Origin of the sequence: Sphaerimonospora mesophila, assembly GCF_001417795.1 — a bacterium.
GTDB lineage: Bacteria > Actinomycetota > Actinomycetes > Streptosporangiales > Streptosporangiaceae > Sphaerimonospora > Sphaerimonospora mesophila.
The window spans coordinates 264,859-288,103 of record NZ_BCBX01000031.1; the positions used below are offsets into that span (position 1 = coordinate 264,859).

Sequence of the window (23,245 nt, forward strand, 5' to 3'; positions counted from 1 at the left end):
CGCCCGGCTCAGAACACCGGTCTCAGAACACGGGCCGGGCGGACCGGCCCGCCACCCAGCGCCCGGCGATCATCGTCGCGGACGGCGAGGTCGCCGCGAGCTCGGCGGGACTCAGCTCCCGCAGGTTCGCGGCGAAGTGGACCAGATCGGCGTACCTGCCCGGAACCAGCGAGCCGACGACGCCGTCCAGGCCCAATGCCTCAGCGGCGAGCAGCGTGTGCATGCGCAGCGCGTCGTCGAAGCCGATCCGTTCGTCGGCGCCGATCACGGTTCCCGACTCCGTCCGCCGTCCCATGGCGGAGGCGATGGTCCGCATGGGCCGGTAGTCCGAGACGAACGAATCGCTGGACAGCACCGTGAGGATCCCCCGGTCCAGCTCCGACCGCAGCGGCTGCAGGCGGTGCGTACGGTCACCGAGGGTGGACAGCAGCTCATCCCCGCTCTCGGTCAGGAAGTTCGGCTGGTTGACCGGTACGACGCCCAGATCGGCGATGCGTCCCAGATGGTCCGGTGTCGGCCCGCCGCAGTGCTCGATGCGGTGCCGGCCGGCGTCGCCCGCCGCGCGACCGGCCTGGACGGCCCGCAGGGCGTACTCGATGCCCAGGTCGCCCTGGGCGTGGATGCCCACCTGCCAGCCCTGCCCGATCGCGCCGGCCACGAGCTCGCGCAGCTGCTCCGGCTGCCAGAACAGCTGCCCCCGGGTCAGCGCGTTCTCCGCGTAGCCGCCGCTGAACAGGGCCGTGCCGCTGGTGAGCGCGCCGTCGCAGTAGAACTTCATCGCGCCGATCCGGAACCAGTCGTCCCCGATCCCGCTGGACAGACCCGCCTCGGTCAGCGACGGAAGGTTGCTCGACAGCGGCATGGCGACGACGCGGACCCCGAGCCGGCCGCGGCGCCAGGCACGCAGGTAGGTGCTCATCTCGCGACGCGTGACCTGTGGATCGCAGACGGTCGTGATGCCGGCCGCCTGATATGCGCGGACGCCCACCTCCAGCGCGTGGTCGAGGTCGTCCGCGGCGGCGTCGAAATGGAAGTTGGGGCCGTGGCAGCCGATGTCGACGGCCCTGGGGAAGACCAGGTCCAGTGCCGCGTCGACGCAGTAGCCGCGGGCGCGTCCGGCCTCGTCCCGGTCGAAGTAGCCCCCGGCGGGGTCGGTCTCCGTCGTACGGCCCGCCAGCGCGAGGGCGACGGAGTTGACCACCGCGCTGTGCCCGGACTTGTGGAAGACGATCACGGGATGGCGCGGGCTCACCGCGTCCAGGTCCGCGGCAGTGGGCAGGCGGCCCTCCGGATATTTGGCGACGTCCATGCCCGAGCCGCGGACCCAGGTGCCGGGCGGCTGGGCGAGGGTCGCCTCCCCGACCGCGCGGACCAGGTCCGCGATGGACCGCACCGCCGGATGACCGGCGTCGACCCCGACCATGGTCTCGCCGGTGGCGAGCAGATGGTTGTGCGGGTCGACGAAGCCCGGCGTCAGGCATCCGCCGCCCAGGTCGACGATCTCGTACGTCGCACCCGGCAGCGCCGCCCGCACCGCGTCCAGCATGCCGACGGCCGCGATGCGCGAGCCGCGTACGGCCACCGTGTCCGCGGTCCCGGCGTCCACCCCGGGCGACACGATCTCGGCGCCGGTCAACAGCACCGTCGAACCGTCCATCACGCCTTCCCCCGGTCGAGAACGTCGGCGGCGTCGAGAACGTGGGCGGCCAGCTCGCCCATCGTGGGGAGCCACACCTCACCGAGCTCCTCCGCCGCGTCGAGCAGCCGTGCCGGCAGCTCCACCCGTGACGGCCGGCCCACGAGCTGAGGGTGGAGCACCATGGTCGTCACACCGCCGAGGGCGTGGATGGCCCGCAGCTCGTCGAGCCAGATCCGGGCGATCTGGTCGTTGCCCAGGAACTGGCGGTGGTTCGGCGGGCTGTTGGCGAACAGCAGGTGGGGACCGTCGTCGAGGGCCCAGTGGGTCGGCACCTCGACGATCGCGCCGTGATCGCCGTGCACCACATACGGGTGGAGGGAGTCCATGAAATTGGAGGAGAACGTGCAGCCGATCTCCGCGAGGATGTCGCGGGTGTTCTCCGTGACGTCGTACAACGGCGCCCGGTAACCCCGCACCGGCGTCCCGCTCACCTGCTCGAGGGTGTCCTTCACCGAGCGCAGCAGCGCCGCCTCGGCGGGGCGGGAACGGTCGGGCAGCGGGTTGTGGTCCGTGCCGTGCATCGCGATCTCATGTCCCTCGGCCACGATCTCGCCGATCGCCGAGGGGAAGGCCACGGCGACGTCGGAGGGCACGAAGAAGGTCGTACGGACCCCGTGCCCGGCGAGCAGCCCGAGCACGAGGTCCAGGCCCTGGCCGAGGTCGTAGTCGCCCGAGGACAGCACCGCCGGCCGGGCGGCGTTTCCCGGGTCCTTGGAGGTCCACATCGTGTGGGCGTCCAGGTCGAATGTCAGGCACAGCGCGCTGCGCTGGCCGGCCGGGTACACAGGCCGTTTCCGCCGGGTCATGCCTCTCCTGAAAGGTACTGGCGCGCGGAGTCGCACAGGATGTCCACGAGCGCCGCCAGCTCGGCGAGCTCGACGTGCTCGTCGTCGGTGCCCATCGTGGTCGGGTCGGGCCCGATCACGCAGGCGGGGATGCCGGCCTGGCGCCACAGCCGGGCGTCGGTGCAGCCGATCCCCGTGGACGGAACGGGCCGGCGGCCGGTACGCCGGGCGACCGCCTCGGTCACGGCCGTGACGATGTCGGCGTCCGCGTCGGTGCGGTTGGCCCCGCCCTGGCCGAGGATCTCGACCCGGCCGCCGACCTCGCGGGCCAGCTCCTCGACGCGGCCGAGAAGCTCCCGCGGGTCGACCTCTGCCGGGACGCGCAGGTCGACGCTCAACCGGCAGTCGGCCGGGCGCATGTTGACCGCCAGGCCGCCGCGCACGGTGCCCAGGTTGAGCGAGACCTCCCGCACGATGCGGCTCGCGCCCCCTCCCAGCAACCGGTCCATCGCCTCGTCATGCCCGGTCGGCGAGCGGTGCGGGCCGGCGAGTCCGCGGTTGACCTCGGCGACGAGATCGGCCACCCGCCGCGCGAACCTGGCGGCGCGCAGGATCGCGCCCTCTCCGCCGCCGGGGTAGGCGGCGTGCATGCTGTGCCCGGGGACGTGCACCATGAGCCAGAGGAAGCCGCGTTCTGCCACCCGTACCAGGCCGAGGGACGACGGTTCCGTGCTGACCAGCGCGTCGCCGAGCAGGTCGGGTCGGCGCTCGAGCAGGCCGCGCGAGCCCATGGGGCCGAACGTCTCCTCGTCGCACACCAGCAGCAGCGAAAGCCGTCCGGGCAGGTCGCCCGCGCCGTCCCGCAGCCGGCGGGCGGCCGTGAGGAACGCCGCGACCCCGCCCTTCATGTCGACCGCCCCCCGCCCGTGCACCCGCGTGCCCACGCGACGGGGCCGCGACGGCGGGCCGGAGGCCGGGAACGTGTCGAGATGCCCGTTCCACACCAGATGCCGGCCGGGCCTGCCGGCGCCGTCGAGGACGTCCACCACGATGTTGCGGCGTCGCGCGGCCGGCCGGTCCAGCCGGTACGGCAGGCCGGCGCGGTCGCAGTATCCGGTCACCACCCCGGTGACGTCGCGCACGTCACCGGGGGGGTTGGGACTGGGCGCGCCCAGCAGGTCGAGGACGAGCGCCCCGATCTCGTCCTGCAGGGCGGCGCCCGCCGCCGTGGCCGTCGACGTCACCGGTTCGGCCTGATGTCGACGCCCAGGTGGTCGAGGACGAAGTCCCGCCACGGCCTGCGGTACGGGGAGCCGTAGATCCTGGCCCGCATCGCCGCCGGGGGCGTGGCGTTGACGTTCTCGAAGAGGGCGACGCGCATCGCGTTCGCGCCGCAGGTCAGGTCCCAGACGAAGTTGAAGACCCGGTTCTTGGCCTCCGCGCTGACGCCGGTGCCGGGCAGGAACTCCTTGAGCATCTCGCCGACCGAGCCGTCGGCGAAGTGACGCTCGGTGAAGCGGCTGATCAGGCCCTGGCCGGAGATCTCCCGCAGCAGCTGCAGCACCCGCGGGTAGCCCTCGACCGAGTGCAGGCGTCCGGCCGTGACGAACCGTTCGGAGGGGACGAGGACGCCGTTGGCGGGGGCCGCGGTGTCCTCGGCGGCGAGCACGAAGGCGTGCAGGGCCGTGGCGTAGGCGGTGATCTCCGAGATGGCGTCGCGCACCTGGGGGATGTTCTCGGTGCCCAGCACCTCGACGATCACCTGGGCGGTGCCCGAGAGGATCTCGGCCTTGTAGGCCAGCCGGGCCAGGATGTGCCACAGCGCGAGGGCGCCGAGCTCGTGGTACAGGCCCAGCATCTGCTCGTCCCGGAAGGAGAACAGGTGCTCGCGGGGCACGAAGACCCGGTCGAACACGAGCAGGGAGTCGGGCTCCTCTCCGCGCACGTCCAGCGGGTGCTGCGCCGTCGTGCCGGGCATGATCACCGGCTCGCGGGCCACCATCGTGAGGCCCGGCGCGTTGAGCGGCACGTAGCAGAACAGGTTGGCGTCGGGGTCGGCGCCCGGCGTCAGCAGCGTGACGACGGTCCCGACGTGGGAGTGGACCGCCCCCGAGGCGCACGGCTTGGCGCCGTACAGGACCAGCCCGTCCTTGCGTTCCTCCACGCAGCGGAGCCGTCCCGGTTTCTGCGCCGTCGGCACCGAGCGGTCCGACTGCACGTCGGCGACGATGTCGGAGCTCATCGCGTTGTTGGCCCGGCCCCAGGCGATGAACTCGTCGATGTTGCGTGCCCACTCCGTGCTGCTGGAGGCGATGCGGTCGGCCACCGAGAGCAGGCCAAGGGCGTTGAACGAGCCGTAGTCCGGCGGCCGCCCGAACACCCCGAAGGTGTGGTAGGTGGACAGCCGGGCGAGCTCGCGCCGGGCGATCAGGTCGTCCTTGGTCCGGGGCACCTGCCAGGCGCGGCTGGCGAGCTCTCCGGTCTCCTCGTCCTTGTAGACGGCCGCCTTGGCGGTCTCGGGCCGGTGCTGCATGTCGTAGAGCGCCGCGACGGTGTCCACCGCGTCCCGGAACTGCGGGTGCGTGGTGACATCGGTTACGTGTGAGCCGTCGGCGGCCAGCACGACACGGCCGTCGCGCAGGCTCGCCCGGTACTCGTCACCGGTCTTGAGCATGGATCCTCAACTTTCGATGGGGTCGTCGGGCAGGCGGTAGAAGTCGCGGTCGCAGTACAGGAGCGGTGCGAGGGCCGGGGTCGCCTCGCGTACGGTCTCCACCCTGGCGAAGAGCACGTCGTGGTCGCCGACGGTCACCAGGTGCGAGACCGCGCAGTCGAAGTGGGCGAGTGCGCCGTGCACCGATGGCGCCGGTGGTACGGCCACGCCGTCGTGCGGGTCCCAGCGCCGGTCCGGCGCGGGATGCGGCATGCCGGTCTCGCCCAGTCCCTCGGCCTCCGGTGAGAAGAGCTCCAGGAACTTGGGGGCGCCGGGCAGGGCGGCCGCGCGGGCGACCGGGACCTGGTCGGCCGACAGCACCGAGATGCCCACCCGGCCGTGCAGCCGCGCCGCCTGTATCACCGCCGTGTGCGAGAACAGGCAGACCGACACGACCGGCGGTGCGAGGGTCACCGACGTGAAGCTCGATGCGGTGACCCCCCACGGACGGCCGGACACGAACGAGGTGACGACCACGACCGTGGCGGGGATCCGGCGCAGCACGCTGCGGACGGAGTCGGACAGATCCGTGTCTGCAGTGTGACTGTAGAACATGCCGTCAGACTACAGATCGCGTATCCTGGGTGCAATGCTTTCCCGGCCACAGCAGTGCGGGCCCATCGGCCGTATGCAGTGCGCACCCGGAACGGAAGGACGGAATGGAAAAGAACCACCCCATCGGGCCGGTCTCCGGCACCGAGATCCCGCGCTATGCCGGGCCCGCCACCTTCGCCCGCCTGCCCCGCACCGATCAGGTGACCAGGGCGGACATCGCCGTCATCGGCGCGCCGTTCGACAGCGGCGTCAGCTACCGCCCGGGCGCGCGGTTCGGCCCCTCCCACATCCGCCAGTCCTCCCGGCTCCTGCGGCCGTACAACCCGGCACTGGAGCGCTTCCCGTTCGGCGCGGTCCAGGTCGCCGACGCCGGCGACATGGTCATCAACCCGTTCGACATCGCGGACGCGGTCGGCCAGATCCAGGAGCAGGCCGGCGCGCTGACCGGCGCGGGCACCCGCCTGGTGACGCTGGGCGGCGACCACACGATCGCGCTGCCGCTGCTGCGCGACCTGCACCGTCACCACGGCGAGATCGCGGTGCTGCATTTCGACGCGCACCTGGACACCTGGGACACCTACTTCGGCGCGCCGGTCACCCACGGCACGCCGTTCCGGCGGGCGTCGGAGGAGGGCCTGCTGGATCCGCAGGGCTGCCTGCACGTCGGCATCCGGGGGCCCGTGTACGACAAGGACGACATCACCGACGACACCCGGCTCGGATTCCAGCAGCTGACCTGCCGCCGGTTCGCCTACGAGAGGCTCGACACGCTGATCGACGTCATGCTGCGGCGGCTCGGCGATCGCCCGATCTACGTCTCCGTGGACATCGACGTGCTGGATCCGGCGCACGCGCCGGGGACCGGTACGCCGGAGGCCGGCGGTCTGTCCAGCCGGGAGCTGCTGGAGCTGCTGCGCGCCCTCGACGGACGCAACGTGGTGGGCGCGGACATCGTCGAGGTGGCGCCGGCGTACGACCACGCGGAGATCACCGGAGTCGCGGCCAGCCACGTCGCCTACGAACTGCTGACCGTGATGGCCGGCGGTGACCACATCAGCGCCGCCGGTCCGGCACGCTGACCTCGACGTCGTGGCCGGCGAACACGGGCTCGCCGGCCACGAACGTGGCCGCGACCGGCGCCTCAAGCAGGTGTTCGAGCCCTTCCATCCGCCGCGGATCGCGGTCGAGCACGGCGAAGTCCGCCGGGGCGCCCGCCCGGAGCGTCCCGGCCGGCCCGGACCCGGGGCGCACCGACGCCGACCCCCGCGTGTAGAGATGCAGCGCCTGCGCCGGGGTGAGGCGTTCCCGCTCACCGAGCGGCTCTCCCTCGCGAGACCGCCGCGTCACGCAGCTCCAGATGCCCTGCCACGGGTCGAGGCCGGCGCACGGGTGGTCCGAGGAGCCGCCCACGGCGATACCGGCCTCGATCAGGGTCCGGTGCCGGATCAGCCGTTCCATCCGGGCCCTGCCGTACGTGCCCGCGAGCCGCTCCCCGTGCTGACGGATGTACGAGCCGAACGGCACGACCGACCACCCCTGACGCCGGATCGCCGGCACCTGGTCGTCGCGGACGACGCTGCCGTGCTCGATCCGCCCGCGCAGGCCCGTCCGCTGCGAGGCGCGCAGCAGCACGTCGATCGCCGCGTCGCCGTTGGCGTGCACGCCGAGGAGGAGACCGAGCGAGTCGGCCCGCCGCAGTTCCTCCGCGATGTCGTCGGCCGTGCGCAGCCGCTGGGGCTCGCCGTACGGCACCGGCTCGCTCAGCAGGCACGTGCCGCCGTTGAGCGCGCCGTCCACGAACGATTTCAGCCCGATCAGGCGCAGCCGGGGGCCGCCGCGTGTGCGCAGCCGGCGCGCCAGGTCCAGATCGCCGACCGGCGCCAGCACCGAGTAGCGCGGCGACGCGCCCTCGGCCTGGACCCGTTCGAGCAGCTCCCAGCCGGTTTCGCCGCACAGCGCATCGGTCAGCGCCGTGACGCCGCGGCTCAGGTAGTCGTGCTGGATCCGCCGCAGCGCCGCGAGCCGGTCGGCGAAACCGGCGATGGCGACCCGGCGCGGATCCCGGGCGAGCGCCGGCTCCATGATGTCGAACATCGCATGCTCGAAGACACGGCCGGTCGCCAGCCCGTCGGATCCGGTCTCCACCCAGCCGTTGGCCGGCACCGCCGCGTCGACCACCGCGCCGGCGTCGTCGATGAAGCCCATGCGCGCCAGCCCGGCCGTGTTCGCGTAGCCCCAGTGGCCGTTCGCGTGCACCACCACCAGGGGGTCGGCCGGGCAGATCCGGTCGAGCAGGTGCCGGTCCACCGCGGTGCCGCCGCACCGTTCCTCCAGCCAGCCCACGAGTTTGACCCAGCCGTTGCTGCGGCCGGCCCGGTCCACCGCCGCGGCCACCCGCTCCGGCTCCCGCTGATCCGCCGGAGGGAGGCTGACGTGGCACGACTCGTCCGCTGCGATCGTCGGGTGGCAGTGCGCGTCCTCCAGGCCGGGCACGACCCAGCGGCGGCCGAGGTCGACGACGTCGGCGCGCGGCCACGCATCGGACAGCTCGGCGAAGGAGCCGACCGCCGCGACCATGCCGTCCGCCACGGCGAGCGCGCCGGCGGGGGGACCCGTCCAGTGGGCCTCCGGCAGGACGGCGCGGGCCCGGAACAGGGTCACCCGGTGGTCGGGATCAGCCACGCGTTGCTCGCAGAGAACCGCAGACCGACGGCGTCGCCCACACGGGGGACGCCGGTCGTCTCGCCGCTCGTCCGGGCGGTGACGTCCCTGCCGGTCTCCGTCGTCACGATCACCCGCCGCTCGGAGCCGAGGTAGACGACCTCGCGGACCGTGCCCTTCCACGCCGCCGCGTCGTCCTCGCCGGAGGTGACCCGGACGTCCTCGGGGCGGAACATCACGCAGTGCTCACCGTCGGACGGTGCCGGCGGGCCCGCCAGCGGGATCCGCCCCTCAGGGGCCTCGAGGGCCACCGTGCCGTCACTGGTGACGAGCCGGCCGTCGATCAGGTTGCTGTCGCCGAGGAACTCCGCGACGAACCGCGTCGCCGGCCGGCGGTAGAGCTCGTCGGGCGTGCCCACCTGCTCGATCCGGCCGTGGTCGAAGACGACCACGCGGTCGGACAGGGCCATCGCCTCTTCCTGGTCGTGGGTGACGAACAGGAAGGTGATGCCGACCTCGCGGTGCACGCGCTTGATCTCCAGCTGCAGCCGCTGGCGCAGCTTCTTGTCCAGCGCGCTGAGCGGCTCGTCCATCAGCAGGATGGGCGGGTCGAACACCAGGGCCCGCGTCAGGGCGACACGCTGCTGCTGGCCCCCCGACAGCTCCCGGGGCCGCCGCTTCTCGAACCCGGTGAGATTCACCATCTCCAGGGCGGCGCGCACCCGCTCGCGGATCTGCTCCTTCGGATACTTGCGCTCGACCAGCGGGAACGCGACGTTGTCCCAGACGGACATGTGCGGGAACAGCGCGTAGTTCTGAAAGACCATCCCGAGGTTGCGCCGGTGCGGGGGAAGGTCGGCGATGTCCTTGCCGTCGAGGAGGATCTGCCCGCCGGTCGGCGAGATGAAGCCGGCGATCATGTTCAGGGTCGTGGTCTTGCCCGAACCGCTGGGGCCGAGGAAGGTCACGAACTCGCCGCGGCGGATGTCGAGGTCGACGCCGCTGACCGCGGCCGCGTCGGTGCCGGGATACTGCTTGGAGACACCCCGCAGCTTCAGGGCGAGGTCGGTGTCCACTGCAACGGTCATCGTTTCGACCTTCCGTCGGCTCTGTCGGAGAAGAGGAACCTCGTCGAGGCGAGGATGAGCACGGTGCTGACCGCGAGGATCAGGGTCGAGGCGGCGGCGATGGTCGGGTTGATGTCCCGGGTCACGCTGGAGTACATCTCGACCGGGAGCGTCCGCAGGCCCGGGCTGACGATGAAGAGCGACACGACCACCTCGTCGAAGGAGGTGACGAACGCGAACAGCCCGCCGGCCAGCATGCCCGGGGCGATCAACGGCAGCGTCACGCGAAGGAACACCCGATGCGGGCGGGCGCCCAGGACCTGGGCGGCGCGCTCGAGCTGCTGGTCCATCACCCTGAGCGCGCCGGACACCGTGATGATCACGTACGGGGTCGACAGGACGCAGTGCGCGGCGACGAATCCCGGCACGGTGCCGATCAGGCCCCAGCGCAGGAACATCGCGTAGACCCCGATGCCCAGCACCACGACCGGGACGACCAACGGGGCGATGCCCACCATCTCCAGCAGGCCACGACCCCGGAAACGGCCGCGGACCACGGCGAACGCGGCGAGTGTCCCGATCACCACCGAGATGACCATCACCAGGACGGCGATCAGCAAGGACGACTTGAGCGCGTCGAGCCAGACCGGGTTCTCGAAGAACTCCTGGTACCAGCGCAGCGAGTAGCCGGACGGGGGGAAGGTCAGCGTGCGCTCCGAGCTGAAGCTCATGGGGATCACGACGAGCGGGGGAGCCGCCATCCAGATCGCCACGATGGCCGCGAGAAGGTAGAGCCAGCGCGGCCGGCTCCTGCTCTCCGTGGTGGTCATTTCCTGTCCCCTGTTCCTCCGAAGGCCTGCTGAACGTTGACGACCCGGCTCATGAGGCCGACGAAGACGAGGGTCAGCACGGTGAGCACCACGGCCATGGCACCGCCGCCGGCCCAGTCCAGCCGTTCGGTGACCTGCCGGACGATCAGCTGGGACATCATCGAGTTCTGCGGTGAGCCGAGGATCACCGGCGTGATGTAGAAGCCGAGCGCGAGGATGAAGACGAGGACGCCGCCGGCGAACAACCCCGGCAGGCTCTGCGGGAAGTACGCCCGCCAGAAGGCACGCAGCGGCGTCGCCCCCAGCGACTGGGCGGCCAGCAGGTCGGAACGCTCGATCTTCTGGAGGTTGTTGTAGAGCGGAAGCACCATGAACGGCAGCAGGATCTGCGCCATCCCGATGACCACGCCCGCGGTGTTCCTGATCAGGTGCACCTGGCCGAGCCCGATGGCCTCCAGCGCCGCCTTGATCGGTCCGGTGTCCTGCAGCAGCACCAGCCAGGCGTACGTGCGCACCATGAGGCTGGTCCAGAACGGCAGCAGCACCAGCACGAGCAGCACCCGGCGCACCCGCGGGCCGGCGAGGGTCATCAGGTACGCGTACGGGTACGCGAACAGGACGCACACCACGGTGCAGATGACCGCGACGAAGAACGTGCGGAACAGGATCGTGCGATAGGCCGGGGTGCCGAGGAAGTCCGCGTAGCTCTGCATCGTCAGCGCGCCGTCGGCGTCGAGGAACGAGCGCCGCATCAGCTCCAGGACCGGGATCGCGAAGAAGGCGACGAGCAGAGCCAGCAGGGGGATCGCCAGGTGGGCCCCCCGAAGTCGCCGGGTCGTTCGCTGGGCGAGCTTCAGCATGCCGTGGCTCCGCTCCTTCGATGCTGACGGTTGACCGTGACAACGTGGCTGGTATCGACGTACGGCCGGCCGGGCGGCCGGTAGCGGATGGTGCGGGGGAGACGGACGGCTCCGATCAGCCGGACGCCCACTTCGTCCACTCGCCGCTCACCTTGTCGAAGTTGTCCGCCCACCACTGCTGGTCCATGAAGCGGCCCTGCTCGCCGTGACCGGCCTCGGTCGGCGAGAACTTCCGCGCGGTCTCGTCGAGCTTCGGCTTGGCGTCGGAGTTGACGGTGCCGTAGGTGTACTTCTCGATGAACGCCTCCTGAGCCGGGGCCGAGGTCAGCTCGTTGATCAGGCTCACCCCCTCGTCCACGTGCTTGGAGCCCTTCAGGATCGCGAGCGAGTCGACGAGCATCAGGTTGTCCTTCCACACCGGCTCGTACGGAGCACCCGCACGGACGGCGTCGAGGCCGCGACCGCTCCAGGCGATCGACATCACGACCTCCTTGCTCTGCAGCTGCTGCACCTGCTGCGCGCCGGTGTCGTAGTACGCGATGTCGCCGCGGATCGTGTCGAGCTTCTTCAGCGCCCGGTCCACGTCGAGGGGGTAGAGATCGCCGAGGGCGACGCCGTCGGCGAGCAACGCGGCCTCCAGCGCGCCGCCCGGCGCGTAGTTCCACACGCCGCGCTTGCCCGGGTACTTCGCCGTGTCGAAGAAGTCCGCCCACGAGGTCGGCGGGTCGCCGCCGAACTTCGAGGAGTCGTACACCAGGACGTAGGAGAGGATGTCGAAGGGAATGCCGCAGTCGGAGACCGCCTCGGCCGGCAGCTTCGACGTGTCGACCTTGTCCTTGATCTTCTCCAGCATGGTGCCGCAGTGCGAGATCGCCCAGAAGGGCTCCAGGGTGATCACGTCCCACTGGGTGTTGCCGGAGTCCACCTGCGCCTTCAGCTTCGCGTAGTCCGTGGGACCGTCGGACAGGACCCGGACTCCGTTCTTGTCACCCCACGGTTTGACGATGAGGCTCTCCTGCGCCTCCTGGTAGCCACCGCCCCAGGACACGAAGGTGAGCTGCTTGTCGCCGCCGCCGGAGTCGCCTCCGCCGCCGCACGCGGCCATCACCAGCGTGAGCATCGATGTGGCGGCCGCCACCGCGACCGGCCTTCTCGACCAACCCATGAAACCTTCTGCTCATTTGACGGGAGAAAACGGTCCGGGACGAGCGGGCACGTGCCCGGAATTCGACAGGGGAACGGCGTTCAGACGGGGAGGGCACCCGTGATCGAGAATCGGAACTCGCAGGTCGCGTCGCCGCGCGACTGCAGTTCGCCCCACTTCACCTCGATGTCCTCGCGGTACGCCTTGAACTGCGCGACGTGGAACTCGTGGTCGTAGATCTCTCCGTACCGGAGGCCGTCGAGATCATTCCAGGGTCGGACGAACGGGCAGAAGGTGCAGTCCTGCGACCATTGCGCCGGGGTCAGCACGCCTTCGTCGCGGTACTGCCACACGTCCTCATTGCCACCGGAGTCGTACAACTCCATCATGTTCCGCAGGTCCAGGGTGAGGCCCTTGCTCAGGTGGTCCAGCCGCATGGCCTCGCCGCGTTCCGCGCCGAAGCCGCGGACGGCCTCGCGGTACATCTGCTCCCCGTCGGCACCGAAGGTCTGCTCGGCCGTACGGCCGAGGAACACCAGCAGCGCACCGCGGTTCTCGCTGGTCGCCCTGAGCAGCGCCAGGCCTTCCTCGCCGGACAGCGCCACAGCGGGCCGCACCTCGTCGGCCGGCTCCGGCGCTTCCCCCGCCTCGAGGGTGAGGGTGGTCTCCCGCCACTCGGCCCGCACGTCGCCGGGCAGGCCCGCGGCCCGCATCAGCGCCGACACGAGCGCCCGATAGTAGATCACCGCGAACGCCGGCACGCCGTGGGCCCCCAAGTGCAGCAGCTCGGGCGTGCCGTCGAGCCGCAGCCGCAGCCCCCGGGTGCCGACACGCAGCTCGCCCCACCCCTGGGCGTTGACCGACAGCAGCTCGGCCGTCCGCCAGGACCGCACGATGTCCGGCAGGCCGGCTCCGCCGCGGCCGGCGGCGGCCGCGGCACGCCAGTCGAAGTAGCCGCGCAGGGCGCGCTCGACGACGGCGAGGCCGGCCTCACGCCGCGCCCGGGTGTACGCCAGCCCCGCGTGCCGGACGATCCGCGCCTCGTGCGTCATGGTCGTGACGAGCGACGTCATGAGGTCGCCTGGTTCGTTGATCATGTTTCCGTATGCCTCCCGTCGGACACCTTCGCCCGGGCAGACGTCGTCGATTGACAGATGGCCGTCGGGGACTCGCGGCCGTGTGGCCAGGACCGCTCGGTGGCATTGGTTCGCCCCTGGAGCGACACTGCAATGGTCTGCAGTGGTGCTGCAGATGGGAGACAACATAGGTACCGAGGTCGGGTACGGTCAACCAAAACTTGCCAAACGGATGAGCCTTTTTGCCTGGAACGCCGGATCCGATCCCCGGACGCTACGAACCCATGGCGGGAATCCGACGTCCGCTGTCAGCGCACTCGGCGGCCGGGCTCCGGGTCGCGGCCGCACCGCAGGGCCAGGAAGAAATCGACCCGGTCCGCCATCCGGCGCAGGTCCCGTCCGGTCACCTGCTCGATCGTCGTCAGGCGGTATCGCAGCGTGTTCACGTGGATCCCCAGGGCCTCGGCACTCGCCTGGTAGGCGCAGTCCCGCTCCAGGAACTCCGTGAGCGTCGCCACCAGTTGGGTGCCGTGCCGTGCGTCGTGGTCGGCCAGCGGACCCAGCACCAGGTCCCCGAACGCTCCGACGATCTCACTGTCCAGGGTGAGCAGGACCTCATGGGTGCCGAGGCGCTCGTACTGGGCCATCCGCCCGCCGTCGGCGCCGGTGGCGGCGAGCCGGGCCGCGAGCCGGGCGGCGGTCACGGCCCGCGGCAGATCGCCCTGCGCGTCGCGGGCCAGCGTCCAGCCGGCGTGGACCACCCGATCGAGCTGAAGCTCCGCACATTCGAGCAGGCGCCGCACCGCCCGGGCGACGTGATCGCTCAGCGGCACCCCGGAGGCCGGCGCCACCTCCAAGATCACCACGCTCTCACGGACGTCGGGAACGACCACGGCCTCGGCCGCCGCGGCGCCTCGCACCGCCGGGGGCACCGCGTCGAGCAGACTGTCGGCCACCGGGCCGGGAACGGCCGGGTAGCCGAGCACCGCCACGGCCACCACCGATCCGGCGGCCACCGCCCGGACGAGCCCGCCCCGCGCCGGGCGGCCGCTCTCGACCAGGGCGAGCCGTTCACGCTCGCGCGCCGCGGCGTGCCCGCGACGCTCGCGCAGCCGGGTCAGCTCACCGCGCAGGTAGGGCAGCGCGTCGTCCAGCACCCGCCGCTCGGCCGCGGTGAGCGAGGCGACGGATCGCGCACAGCCGAGGAAGCACCGGGCCGGCACGGCCTCGTCCACCCGCATGACCGTGACGGCCGATCCGTCACCGAGGGCGGCCTGCACAGGAAAGGCGGCCGCCACCCGGCCACGATGCCAGGTCGCCCGCACCGCCTCGGGCGGCGGCGCGGCCGCGCCCGTCCAGACCACCCCGGCACCGTCCACCACCCAGACGTCCCCGGAGAGTTGCGCCGCGAGGGCGCCTACCAGCGCGGACATGTCCCCCTGTGCGGCCGCTGTGGACAGCGCCTCGTGGTTGTCCAGCAGGCGGCGCAGATCGTGACGTTCGGCGTTCGCGGCGGCGTGGAACGCACGGGCCACCTCGATGAACGGCAGCTCGTGCGGCACCCGGATCAGCGGCAGCCCGGCCGACCGGCAGGCGTCCCGCACGTCGGCGGGGACGTCCGCGTCGGGGGTCTCGACGCCGTAGCCGAGGGCCGCGGCACCCGCGCGGCGCAGCGACCGGACGAAGCGCTCGGCGTCGCCGGCGCCGCGACGCCACAATCCGGTCGTCAAAATCAGCTCGCCGCCGCCGAGGTAGGCGCTCGGGTCGGCCATGTCGGTGGAGTGCACCCAGCCGATGGAGACCGTCCGGTTCGGGCGCAGCACGAACCGCAGGCCGAGATGCTCGGCGGCCACGAGTTCGTGCAGGTACACGCGCGTACTGTAGCAACCTACAGGCACCGCGCCGGCGCCCCGGAGGATCCGACGATTGCCGCCCGCAGGGCCGGTCCGGGGAGACTCTGCGGCATGGCCGTGAACGACATGTCAGCGCCGGTGCGGCTGCTGCGGTGCGCGCGGATCCGCACCATGGCGCCCGCCCGTGGCCCCCAGGTGGTGGACGCGCTCGCGGTCTCCGGCGAGCGCGTCGTCGCGGCCGGCCCGCTGGCCGAGCTGCGTGAGCGGTTCGCCGGAGCACCGGAGACCGACCTGGGCGGCGGATGCGCGCTGCCCGGCTTCGTCGACGCGCACATCCACCTGACGATGGCGGCACGCAACGCCGTCGGCGTCGACGTCGCCGCGGACGTGACCGGATCCGAGGACCGGCTGGCGGCGCGGCTGCGGTCGGCCGCCGTGCCGCTGCCCGCGGGCGCCTGGCTGCGGGCCAGCCGGTACGACCAGGTCCGGACCACGGGAGGGCGGGTCATCGACCGCGACGACCTGGACCGGTGGGTGCCCGACCGGCCGGTCCTCGTCGTCCACGTGGGCGCGCACTGGGGCGTGGTCAACTCCGCGGCGCTGGCGGCCGCCGGGCTGACCGACGACTCCCCGGACCCCCACGGCGGCGCGCTCGGCCGGGACGGGTCAGGCCGGCTGAACGGCGTGCTGTACGAGCAGGCGCTGTTCGACCTGGCCTACCCGTCCCTTGCCCGCCGCCGGCCCGTGGTGCCGGCGCCGAGCGAGGAAGAGCTGCTCGCCGGCCTGGACACCGCCTCGGACATGTTCCTGTCGGCCGGGATCACCTCTGTTGGCGACGCGATGGTCGGCCCGGACGAGCTGCGGCTGCTGCAGACCGCGCGCACGGGCGGCCGGCTCCGGCAACGGGTCAACGCCCTGGTGACGTACCCGCACGTGGACCACCTGATCGCCGCCGGCATCCGGGACGGGTTCGGCGACGACTGGCTGCGCCTGGGCGGGGTCAAGGCGTTCGTCGACGGGGCCGTGGCCGGGCTGACCTGCTGGCTGTCTGAGCCGTTCCGCGGCACCGACGACCACGGCATGGCGGTGGTGTCCCGAGAGGAGCTGACCGACCTCGCGCTGCGGGTGCACGGCGCCGGGCTGCGCCTGGCCGCGCACGCCAACGGGGACCGCGCGATCGCGCTGCTGCTGGACGCGCTCGAGCACGCCCGCCGGCGGCACCCGCACATCACCACCCGCCATCGGATCGAGCACTGCTCCGTCGTCGACGAGACGATCGTGAAGCGGATCGCGGCGCTGGACCTCATCCCGGTCCCGTTCGCCGGCTACGTCGCCTTCCACGGTGACGCGCTCGTCGACGCCTACGGCGAGGAGCGCCTCGGCCGGATGTTCGCCCACCGGCGGCTGCTGGACGCCGGCATCACGGTCGCCGGGTCGTCGGACTACCCGTGCGGGCCGTACGAACCGCTGCTCGGCGTGCAGAGCTGCGTCACCCGCCGCACCAGCGGCGGCCGCGTGCTCGGCGAGCGACAGCGGATCAGCACCGGTGAGGCGCTCGCCCTGTTCGGCACCGGGGCCGCGGCCGCGGCCGGGGAGGAGGGGGCCAAGGGCCGGCTCGCCCCCGGCTACCTCGCCGACCTCGTGGTCCTCGCCGCGGATCCGTTCGAGGTGCCGCCCGACGAACTGGGACGGATACCCGTCACGCAGACCTGGGTCGGGGGAGTCCCCGCGTGGACCGCCGACGGCGCGAGATGAACCCGCGCACACATCGCCCGACCCGCATCCAATGAGGAGGACCTGGTGGAGCTGCCCGACCGCGCGGAGACGCGTTTCCCGATCGAGGAGTACGCCGCCCGCGTGGAGAAGTTCCGGGACCGGCTGCGTGCCGAGGACGTCGACGTCTACATGGGCTCGCTGCCCGAGCACATGAACTACCTCACCGGGTTCGACCCGACCGGCCTGTACTTCTTCCAGAAACTGTTCATCACCACCTCCTCCGACCGCGTGGTGCTGCTCACGCACAAGTGCGAGCGGGAACTGGCCAGGGTGACCAGCCACCTGGACGACGTGCGGATCTGGACCCACGGCGAGGACGCCGAGCAGCGTGCCCTCGACCTGCTCCGGGAGCTCGGCCTGCCGCCGGGCGGGACCCTCGGACTCGAGCTGGGCAGCTGGTATCTGAAGCCCGCGACGGTGCGGCGCATCGAGGCCGCGCTGCCGGGGGTGCGCATCGTCGACGTCACCCACATCGGTCAGCGGCTCCGGATGCGCAAGTCGCCGGCGGAGATCCGCTACATGCGGCAGGCCGCCGCGCTGGCCGACCGCGGAATGCGGGCGGCGATCGAGAACCTGCGCCCGGGCGTACGCGAGATCGACGTGCACGCGCGAATCCAGCACGCGCTCGCCGAGGCCGGCAGCGAGTACCCCGCACTGCCCACGATCATCGGGTCGGGGCCGCGCAGCGGCCTGTTCCACGCCCTGCCCTCCGACCGGGTCATCGAGGAGGGCGACCCGGTGATGTTCGAGATCACCGGGTCGAAGGCCCGCTACAACTCGAACATCGTCCGTACGCTCGTGGCCGGAACGGCCGACGACGAGCTGCGCCGGCTGTGGGACGTGGTCACGGGCGCGTTCTGGGCCGGTTTCGAGCTGTGCCGCCCCGGCACGCCGGTCGGGGAGATCGACCGGGCGACTCGCGAGGCCCGCAAGGGGTACGAGGAGTTCATCCCCGCCCGGGCAGGGTTCGGCATGGAGCTGGCGTATCCACCGGTATGGCTGGGGATGCCGGACATCCTTGAGGGGGTCGACACGCCGCTCGAGCCCGGCATGGTGTTCTCGCTGGAGCCCTCCGTCGCGATGTACCGCGGGATGACCGTCATCTTCGGCTTCAACATCCTCGTCACCGACGACGGCGCCGAGATCCTGCACAGCACGCCCCGGGACCTGTTCGAGGTCCACGCCAACTAGCCGCCCGTGTGCCCGCGACGCCGGGCCCTCACCCGTGATCGGGAGTTCGACATGCTCTCTGGCCAGTCAGGCCCCACGCTGCGCTTCCTCGACGCCGGTCCCGGCGGCACCGCGGCGGCGACCCTCGCCGGACAGGGCGTCCGCCCGGAGGAGCTGCTCGCCGCCGAGGTGTTCTACGACCCGGCGCGGCTGAGCGCCGAGCAGGCCCGGCAGTCGGTGCGGCGGCTCAATCCCGGCGGCACCCTCCCGGTGTCGGCGATCCCCGCCTCCGTCGGGCTGCTCGGCCCGGAGCCGACCCGGGTGCAGGCGACGGCGCTGCCCCCCGGCGTCGCCGCGACCCACGAGAAGGGCGGACGGTACGCGACCGGGGGTCCGGCGGCGGCCACCCGGCTGATCACGGCCCCGCGTGCCGGGGACATCGTCGAGCAGTCCCACGCCATCCTGCGGGACATCACCGGCATCCTCGCCTCGCAGGGGGCGAACCTCGACGACGTGGTGAAGTTCAACATCTACTACCGCGGCGAGGGCACCCAGGAGGACTGGGCCGTCGCCGCGCGGGTCCGCGCCGGATACTTCACAGAACCCGGGCCGGCGACGACGGGGATCCCGGTTCCCCGGTTCGAGGACCCGGACACGCTGATCGCCATGCAGGTGCTGGCGATCCGGGGCGTCCGTCCGGCCCGCCGGCACTCCTGGCCGGAGGGCCACTGGGACTGGCCGTTCCACCTGCCGTACAAGCACGGGAACCGCTCGGGCGGCCTGGTCTTCATCGGCGGGCAGGTCCCGCTCGACGCGCTGGGCCGCTCGCTGGACATCGGGGACTTCCCCGCGCAGGTGCGCCGGTCGCTCGATTACATCGGCCGGGTGCTGGACGAGCTCGAGGCGCCGCGGTCCGCGGTGCGGCGGCTGACCGCCTACCTGGCCGCCGACACCGGCGGCGGCCCGGACAAGCTGGCCGCCCTCCGGTCCGAGGTCGGCGAGTTCTTCGGCGATTCCCGCCCCGCCCTGGTGCCGGTGCCCCTGCCCGTGCTCGCCTACCCGGACATGGACGTGGAGATCGAGGTCCAGGCCCTGGTCGGCTGAGCGTGCCGCCCGATGGCCGGGGCGTCACGTGAAGGAACGCGCTCTCCGGTCAGAACGCCGGGGGAGTCATCGAGATGATCAACCGGGTGCCGTCCTCCAGCCCCTGGAACTGGTGGGGGAGCCGGGCGACGTAGGAAAGAGAGTCACCGGCGTGCAGCGTGAGCTCCTCGGTGCCGACCTTGATCCGGGCGGATCCGCTCGTCACGACCAGGCACTCCTCGCCCGCATGAGACAGGATGTGGTCGAAACTGCCCGTTTCGCCGCCGAGGTGCATCTCGATCATCTGTAGGTTTCGCAGCTGACCCGACGAAAGCAACTCGTAGGACACCCCACCGCTGTCCGGCGGCCGGATGACGTTGCGGGAGCCTCCCCGGATCAGGGCCGGCCGGTCGGCAGGGGAGCCGAACAGGTCGAACATCGCGATGTTGAGCACCTGGGTGATGCTGTGCAGGGTCGCCAGCGACGGGGTCACCTTGCCGCGCTCGACCTGGCTGAGCAGGCTGGGGCTGATCCCGCACGCGGCGGACACGGTGTCGAGGGACAGATGCCGGGCCGCGCGTGCCTCCCGCAGCCGCCGGCCTATCTCCACCACGTCCAACGGCTCTGCGATCTCGTTCGGCATCCGTCCCTCCTCCGGATTGGGTCGGCAGGGCAGACGGGCGGCCCAAGCGCGACAGGGGCCAGAGTACCGGTCTACAGCCGGGCTGTAGAACTTGTAGTAAGACCGGCCGGCCGGGCGGCGCCACCCTGTCGTGATCTCGTCGATGCGACCGAAGAGCACTTAAAAGTATCGCCACTGCGATGGAATACAGCCTCTCCGGCTCGTATATGCGAGAGATAGGGTGAGGGCTTGTGACGACATTTCGGATCAGCGAGGCCGCCGCGCTGCTCGGGGTCAGCTCCGACACCGTCCGCCGCTGGGTGGACACGGGCCGGCTGCGGGCGGAGCGGGACGACCACGGCCACCGGCAGGTGAACGGCGGTGATCTGGCCGCCTTCGCCCGCGCCCAGGTCGAGTCGGTCGACGGCGGCCGATCCTCGGCCCGCAACCACTTCCGCGGAATCGTGACCGAGGTGATCAAGGACGCGGTGATGGCACAGGTGGAGATCGCCGCGGGGCCCTTCCGAGTGGTGTCGCTGATGAGCCGCCAGGCCGCCGATGAGCTCGGCCTGACCCCGGGAGTGGTGGCGATCGCCGTGATCAAGTCCACCAACGTCGTCGTGGAGATCCCCGGCCACGAACGCGTGGCCGCTCACCCCTGAGGAGCCCCCTTGGCGTTCAGGCGTCTTTCCCGATGGGCCGTGGTCCTTCCCGCCCTGCTCGCGCTGGGGCTGACGGGCTGCGGCTCCGGCGAACCGGCCGGCGCGGGCGTCACGGAGGTGACGGTGTTCGCGGCGGCGTCGCTGACCGGCACCTTCACCGAACTCGGCAAGATCTTCGAAGCCGCACATCCGGGCACCACGGTGAGGTTCGGCTTCGGCTCCAGCGCCACGCTGGCCCAGCAGATCGTCCAGGGCGCCCCGGCCGACGTGTTCGCCGCCGCCAGCCCGGCCACCATGAAGACCGTGACGGACGCGTCACTCGCGAGCACGCCGACCACGTTCGCACGCAACAGGCTCCAGATCGCCGTCCCGGCCGACGACCCGGCCGGGGTGGACGACCTGAAGGACCTGACGGACCCGAAGGTGAAGGTGGCCCTGTGCGCCGAGCAGGTGCCCTGCGGCGCGGCGGCGGTCAAGGCGCTGGACGCGGCCGGGCTCGAGGTCACCCCCGTCACCCTCGAGCAGGACGTCAAGGCCACGCTGACGAAGGTGGAGCTGGGCGAGGTGGACGCGGCGCTGGTCTACACGACCGACGTGATCGCCTCCGGCGGCAGGGTGCGGGGCATCGCGTTCCCCGAGGCCGGCCAGGCCATCAACGACTATCCGATCGCCACCCTGGCCCCGGCGCCCGCCGGTGACCTCGCCCGGCGGTTCGTCGACCTGGTGCTGTCACAGCAGGGCAGGGACGTGCTGACCGAGGCCGGCTTCGAGGCGCCCTGAGCCCACATGGTCACCATCAACCGCGCCGGGCCGGTGGAGCCGCACGGCGGATCCACGGCAGGCCGCCGGCCTTCCGGCCGCCTGCCGTGGATGCTGGTCCTGCCCGCGCTGCTCGGGCTGGCCTTCCTGGTGCTGCCGCTGGCCGGGCTGCTCGTCCGCGCCCCGTGGCCGACGCTGCTGGAGCGGCTGACCGAGCCGCACGTGCTGGAGGCCCTGCGGCTGTCGCTGCTCTGCGCCACCATCGCCACCGCCGTCTGCCTGCTGCTCGGGGTGCCGCTCGCCTGGCTGCTGGCCCGGGTCGATTTCCCCGGCCGCCGCCTGGTGCGGGCCCTGGTCACCGTGCCGCTGGTGCTGCCCCCGGTGGTCGGCGGCGTCGCGCTGCTGCTCGTGCTGGGCCGGCGCGGCCTGATCGGCCACTCCCTCGAGGCGAGCTTCGGTATCACGCTGCCTTTCACCACCGTCGGCGTCATCGTGGCCGAGGCGTTCGTGGCGATGCCGTTCCTGGTCATCAGCGTCGAGGGCGCGCTACGCGCCGCCGACCAGCGCTTCGAGGAGGCCGCGGCCACCCTGGGCGCCTCCCGGTGGACCGTGTTCCGGCGCGTCACACTGCCCATGGTCATGCCGGGCGTGGCGGCGGGAGCCGTACTGTGCTGGGCGCGGGCGCTCGGCGAGTTCGGCGCGACGATCACGTTCGCCGGCAACTTCCCCGGCACCACGCGCACCATGCCGCTGGCGGTCTACCTGGCCCTGGAGACCGAGCCGGAGGCGGCCATCGTGCTCAGCCTGGTCCTGCTGGCCGTCTCCGTCGTCATCCTGGCCGGCCTGCGCGACCGGTGGGTGAGCACACCGTGAGCCTGCTGGCCCGCCTGGCGGTCACCCGGCCCGCCTTCGAACTGGACCTGACGCTGGAGGTCGCCCCGGGCGAGGTCGTCGCGCTGCTCGGTCCCAACGGCGCGGGCAAGACCACCGCCCTGCGCGCCCTGGCCGGGCTCACCGCCATGACGAGCGGCGGGCGGATCGACCTGGACGGCCGGCCGCTGCACACCCTGCCCGCCGACCGGCGCCCGATCGGCGTGGTCTTCCAGGACTACCTGCTCTTCCCGCACCTGTCCGCCCTCGACAACGTCGCCTTCGGCCCGCGCTGCAAAGGCGTCGGCAAAGCCGAGGCCCGCCGCGCCGCCGCCGCCCTGCTGGAGCGCGTCGGCCTGGCCGACCACGCCGCCGCCAAACCCCGCAGGCTGTCCGGCGGACAGGCGCAGCGGGTCGCGCTCGCCCGCGCCCTGGCCGTACGGCCGCGCCTGCTGCTGCTGGACGAGCCGCTGGCCGCCCTCGACGCCCACACCCGGCTGGAGATCCGCTCCCAGCTGCGCCGCCACCTGGCCGACTTCGACGGCGTCACCGTCCTGGTCACCCACGACCCGCTCGACGCGATGGTGCTGGCCGACCGGCTGATCGTCATCGAGCACGGCTCGATCGTGCAGCAGGGCACGCCGAGCGAGGTGGCACGGCACCCGCGCACCGACTACGTCGCCCGCCTGGTCGGGCTCAACCTGTACCGGGGGGTGGCCGACGGCACCCGGGTCGAGGTCGGCGAGCTGCTGTTCAGCACGTCCGACCGGCTGGACGGAGCCGCGTTCGTGGCCTTCCCGCCGGCGGCCGTGGCCCTGTACCGCTCCCGGCCGGACGGCAGCCCACGCAACCTGTGGCCGGCCCGCATCGACGGCATCGAACGCCACGGCGACGACGTACGCGTGCATCTCGACGGCCCCATCACCGCCTTCGCCGACATCACCCCGGCCGCCCTGGCCGAGCTCGACCTGGCCCCCGGCCGGCAGGTCTGGGCCTCGGTCAAGGCCACCGAGACCCACGCCTACCCGGCGTGAACCACCGCTCGATCCGCTCGCCGGCG

General features: G+C 72.1%; 21 protein-coding genes. 8 read left to right on the top strand and 13 right to left on the bottom strand.

Features of this window, described 5'->3' with window-relative positions:
* Positions 1–22: 22 nt before the first annotated feature.
* From AP234_RS05615 to AP234_RS05635, 5 genes are read right to left on the bottom strand one after another with little or no spacing between them, the layout of a single operon-like run.
* On the bottom strand, positions 23–1,657 hold the full coding sequence (locus tag AP234_RS05615; protein WP_055478466.1) for an amidohydrolase: 1,635 nt from the start codon (positions 1,655–1,657) through the stop codon (positions 23–25).
* Positions 1,657–2,505, bottom strand: coding sequence for a polysaccharide deacetylase family protein (locus tag AP234_RS05620; protein WP_083501808.1), 849 nt, complete (start codon positions 2,503–2,505; stop codon positions 1,657–1,659). The genes AP234_RS05615 and AP234_RS05620 overlap by 1 nt, the downstream gene beginning before the upstream one ends.
* Complete coding sequence (locus AP234_RS05625; RefSeq protein WP_055478468.1) at positions 2,502–3,728, bottom strand: M20/M25/M40 family metallo-hydrolase; 1,227 nt, start codon at positions 3,726–3,728, stop codon at positions 2,502–2,504. Before AP234_RS05625 ends, AP234_RS05620 begins: the two co-directional genes overlap by 4 nt.
* Positions 3,725–5,158, bottom strand: coding sequence for a 4-hydroxyphenylacetate 3-hydroxylase N-terminal domain-containing protein (locus AP234_RS05630; protein WP_055478469.1), 1,434 nt, complete (start codon positions 5,156–5,158; stop codon positions 3,725–3,727). The genes AP234_RS05625 and AP234_RS05630 overlap by 4 nt, the downstream gene beginning before the upstream one ends.
* A 6-nt stretch (positions 5,159–5,164) precedes the next feature.
* Complete coding sequence (locus tag AP234_RS05635; RefSeq protein ID WP_055478470.1) at positions 5,165–5,752, bottom strand: flavin reductase family protein; 588 nt, start codon at positions 5,750–5,752, stop codon at positions 5,165–5,167.
* Between the two features lie 104 nt (positions 5,753–5,856).
* Between AP234_RS05635 and speB the strand changes: the two genes are divergently transcribed.
* Positions 5,857–6,831, top strand: coding sequence for an agmatinase (gene speB, locus AP234_RS05640; RefSeq protein ID WP_055478471.1), 975 nt, complete (start codon positions 5,857–5,859; stop codon positions 6,829–6,831).
* Here the strand turns inward: speB and AP234_RS05645 are convergent.
* From AP234_RS05645 to AP234_RS05675, 7 genes are all read right to left on the bottom strand, one after another.
* Positions 6,806–8,434, bottom strand: a complete 1,629-nt coding sequence (locus tag AP234_RS05645; RefSeq protein ID WP_055478472.1) for an amidohydrolase family protein — start codon at positions 8,432–8,434, stop codon at positions 6,806–6,808. The two genes, speB and AP234_RS05645, sit on opposite strands and share 26 nt — an antisense overlap.
* Positions 8,410–9,501 (bottom strand): ABC transporter ATP-binding protein, encoded by a 1,092-nt coding sequence (locus AP234_RS05650; RefSeq protein WP_055478473.1) that lies wholly within the window; start codon positions 9,499–9,501, stop codon positions 8,410–8,412. Before AP234_RS05650 ends, AP234_RS05645 begins: the two co-directional genes overlap by 25 nt.
* Positions 9,498–10,310, bottom strand: coding sequence for an ABC transporter permease (locus AP234_RS05655; RefSeq protein ID WP_055478474.1), 813 nt, complete (start codon positions 10,308–10,310; stop codon positions 9,498–9,500). The genes AP234_RS05650 and AP234_RS05655 overlap by 4 nt, the downstream gene beginning before the upstream one ends.
* Positions 10,307–11,170 carry an ABC transporter permease gene (locus tag AP234_RS05660; protein WP_063842791.1) on the bottom strand — a complete coding sequence of 288 codons (864 nt, stop codon included), beginning with the start codon at positions 11,168–11,170 and terminating at the stop codon, positions 10,307–10,309. Before AP234_RS05660 ends, AP234_RS05655 begins: the two co-directional genes overlap by 4 nt.
* 115 nt (positions 11,171–11,285) lie before the next feature.
* Entirely contained in the window at positions 11,286–12,335 is a 1,050-nt protein-coding gene (locus tag AP234_RS05665) for an ABC transporter substrate-binding protein (protein ID WP_063842792.1), read from the bottom strand.
* A gap of 80 nt (positions 12,336–12,415) precedes the next feature.
* Positions 12,416–13,411, bottom strand: coding sequence for an L-2-amino-thiazoline-4-carboxylic acid hydrolase (locus tag AP234_RS05670; protein ID WP_055478476.1), 996 nt, complete (start codon positions 13,409–13,411; stop codon positions 12,416–12,418).
* 287 nt (positions 13,412–13,698) lie between these two features.
* Positions 13,699–15,261 (bottom strand): PucR family transcriptional regulator ligand-binding domain-containing protein, encoded by a 1,563-nt coding sequence (locus AP234_RS05675; RefSeq protein WP_055478477.1) that lies wholly within the window; start codon positions 15,259–15,261, stop codon positions 13,699–13,701.
* Between the two features lie 93 nt (positions 15,262–15,354).
* Here AP234_RS05675 and AP234_RS05680 point away from each other — a divergent pair, with 93 nt between their 5' ends.
* The 3 genes from AP234_RS05680 to AP234_RS05690 are packed head-to-tail and all read left to right on the top strand — an operon-like array spanning position 15,355 to position 19,293.
* A complete protein-coding gene (locus AP234_RS05680) occupies positions 15,355–16,998 on the top strand; it encodes an amidohydrolase (RefSeq protein WP_200926239.1) in 1,644 nt (547 codons plus the stop codon).
* Between the two features lie 45 nt (positions 16,999–17,043).
* Complete coding sequence (locus tag AP234_RS05685) at positions 17,044–18,210, top strand: M24 family metallopeptidase (RefSeq protein WP_055478478.1); 1,167 nt, start codon at positions 17,044–17,046, stop codon at positions 18,208–18,210.
* Positions 18,211–18,261: 51 nt separating this feature from the next.
* The gene (locus tag AP234_RS05690) at positions 18,262–19,293 is read left to right on the top strand and encodes a RidA family protein (protein WP_055478479.1); all 1,032 of its coding nucleotides are present in this window, start codon (positions 18,262–18,264) and stop codon (positions 19,291–19,293) included.
* 49 nt (positions 19,294–19,342) lie between these two features.
* Here the strand turns inward: AP234_RS05690 and AP234_RS05695 are convergent, their stop codons facing one another.
* Positions 19,343–19,915 (bottom strand): helix-turn-helix domain-containing protein, encoded by a 573-nt coding sequence (locus AP234_RS05695; protein ID WP_055478480.1) that lies wholly within the window; start codon positions 19,913–19,915, stop codon positions 19,343–19,345.
* Between the two features lie 230 nt (positions 19,916–20,145).
* On the opposite strand from AP234_RS05695, the gene AP234_RS05700 reads away from it, so the two are divergent.
* From AP234_RS05700 to AP234_RS05715, 4 genes are read left to right on the top strand one after another with little or no spacing between them, the layout of a single operon-like run.
* Positions 20,146–20,556 (top strand): TOBE domain-containing protein, encoded by a 411-nt coding sequence (locus tag AP234_RS05700; RefSeq protein WP_055478481.1) that lies wholly within the window; start codon positions 20,146–20,148, stop codon positions 20,554–20,556.
* A gap of 9 nt (positions 20,557–20,565) precedes the next feature.
* Positions 20,566–21,336 carry a molybdate ABC transporter substrate-binding protein gene (modA, locus tag AP234_RS05705; protein ID WP_055478482.1) on the top strand — a complete coding sequence of 257 codons (771 nt, stop codon included), beginning with the start codon at positions 20,566–20,568 and terminating at the stop codon, positions 21,334–21,336.
* A 6-nt stretch (positions 21,337–21,342) separates the two neighbouring features.
* Entirely contained in the window at positions 21,343–22,188 is an 846-nt protein-coding gene (locus AP234_RS05710) for an ABC transporter permease (protein ID WP_055478483.1), read from the top strand.
* Positions 22,170–23,219: an ABC transporter ATP-binding protein gene (locus tag AP234_RS05715; RefSeq protein ID WP_235557976.1), complete on the top strand. Its 1,050-nt coding sequence runs from the start codon at positions 22,170–22,172 to the stop codon at positions 23,217–23,219. Before AP234_RS05710 ends, AP234_RS05715 begins: the two co-directional genes overlap by 19 nt.
* Positions 23,220–23,245: the final 26 nt, after the last annotated feature.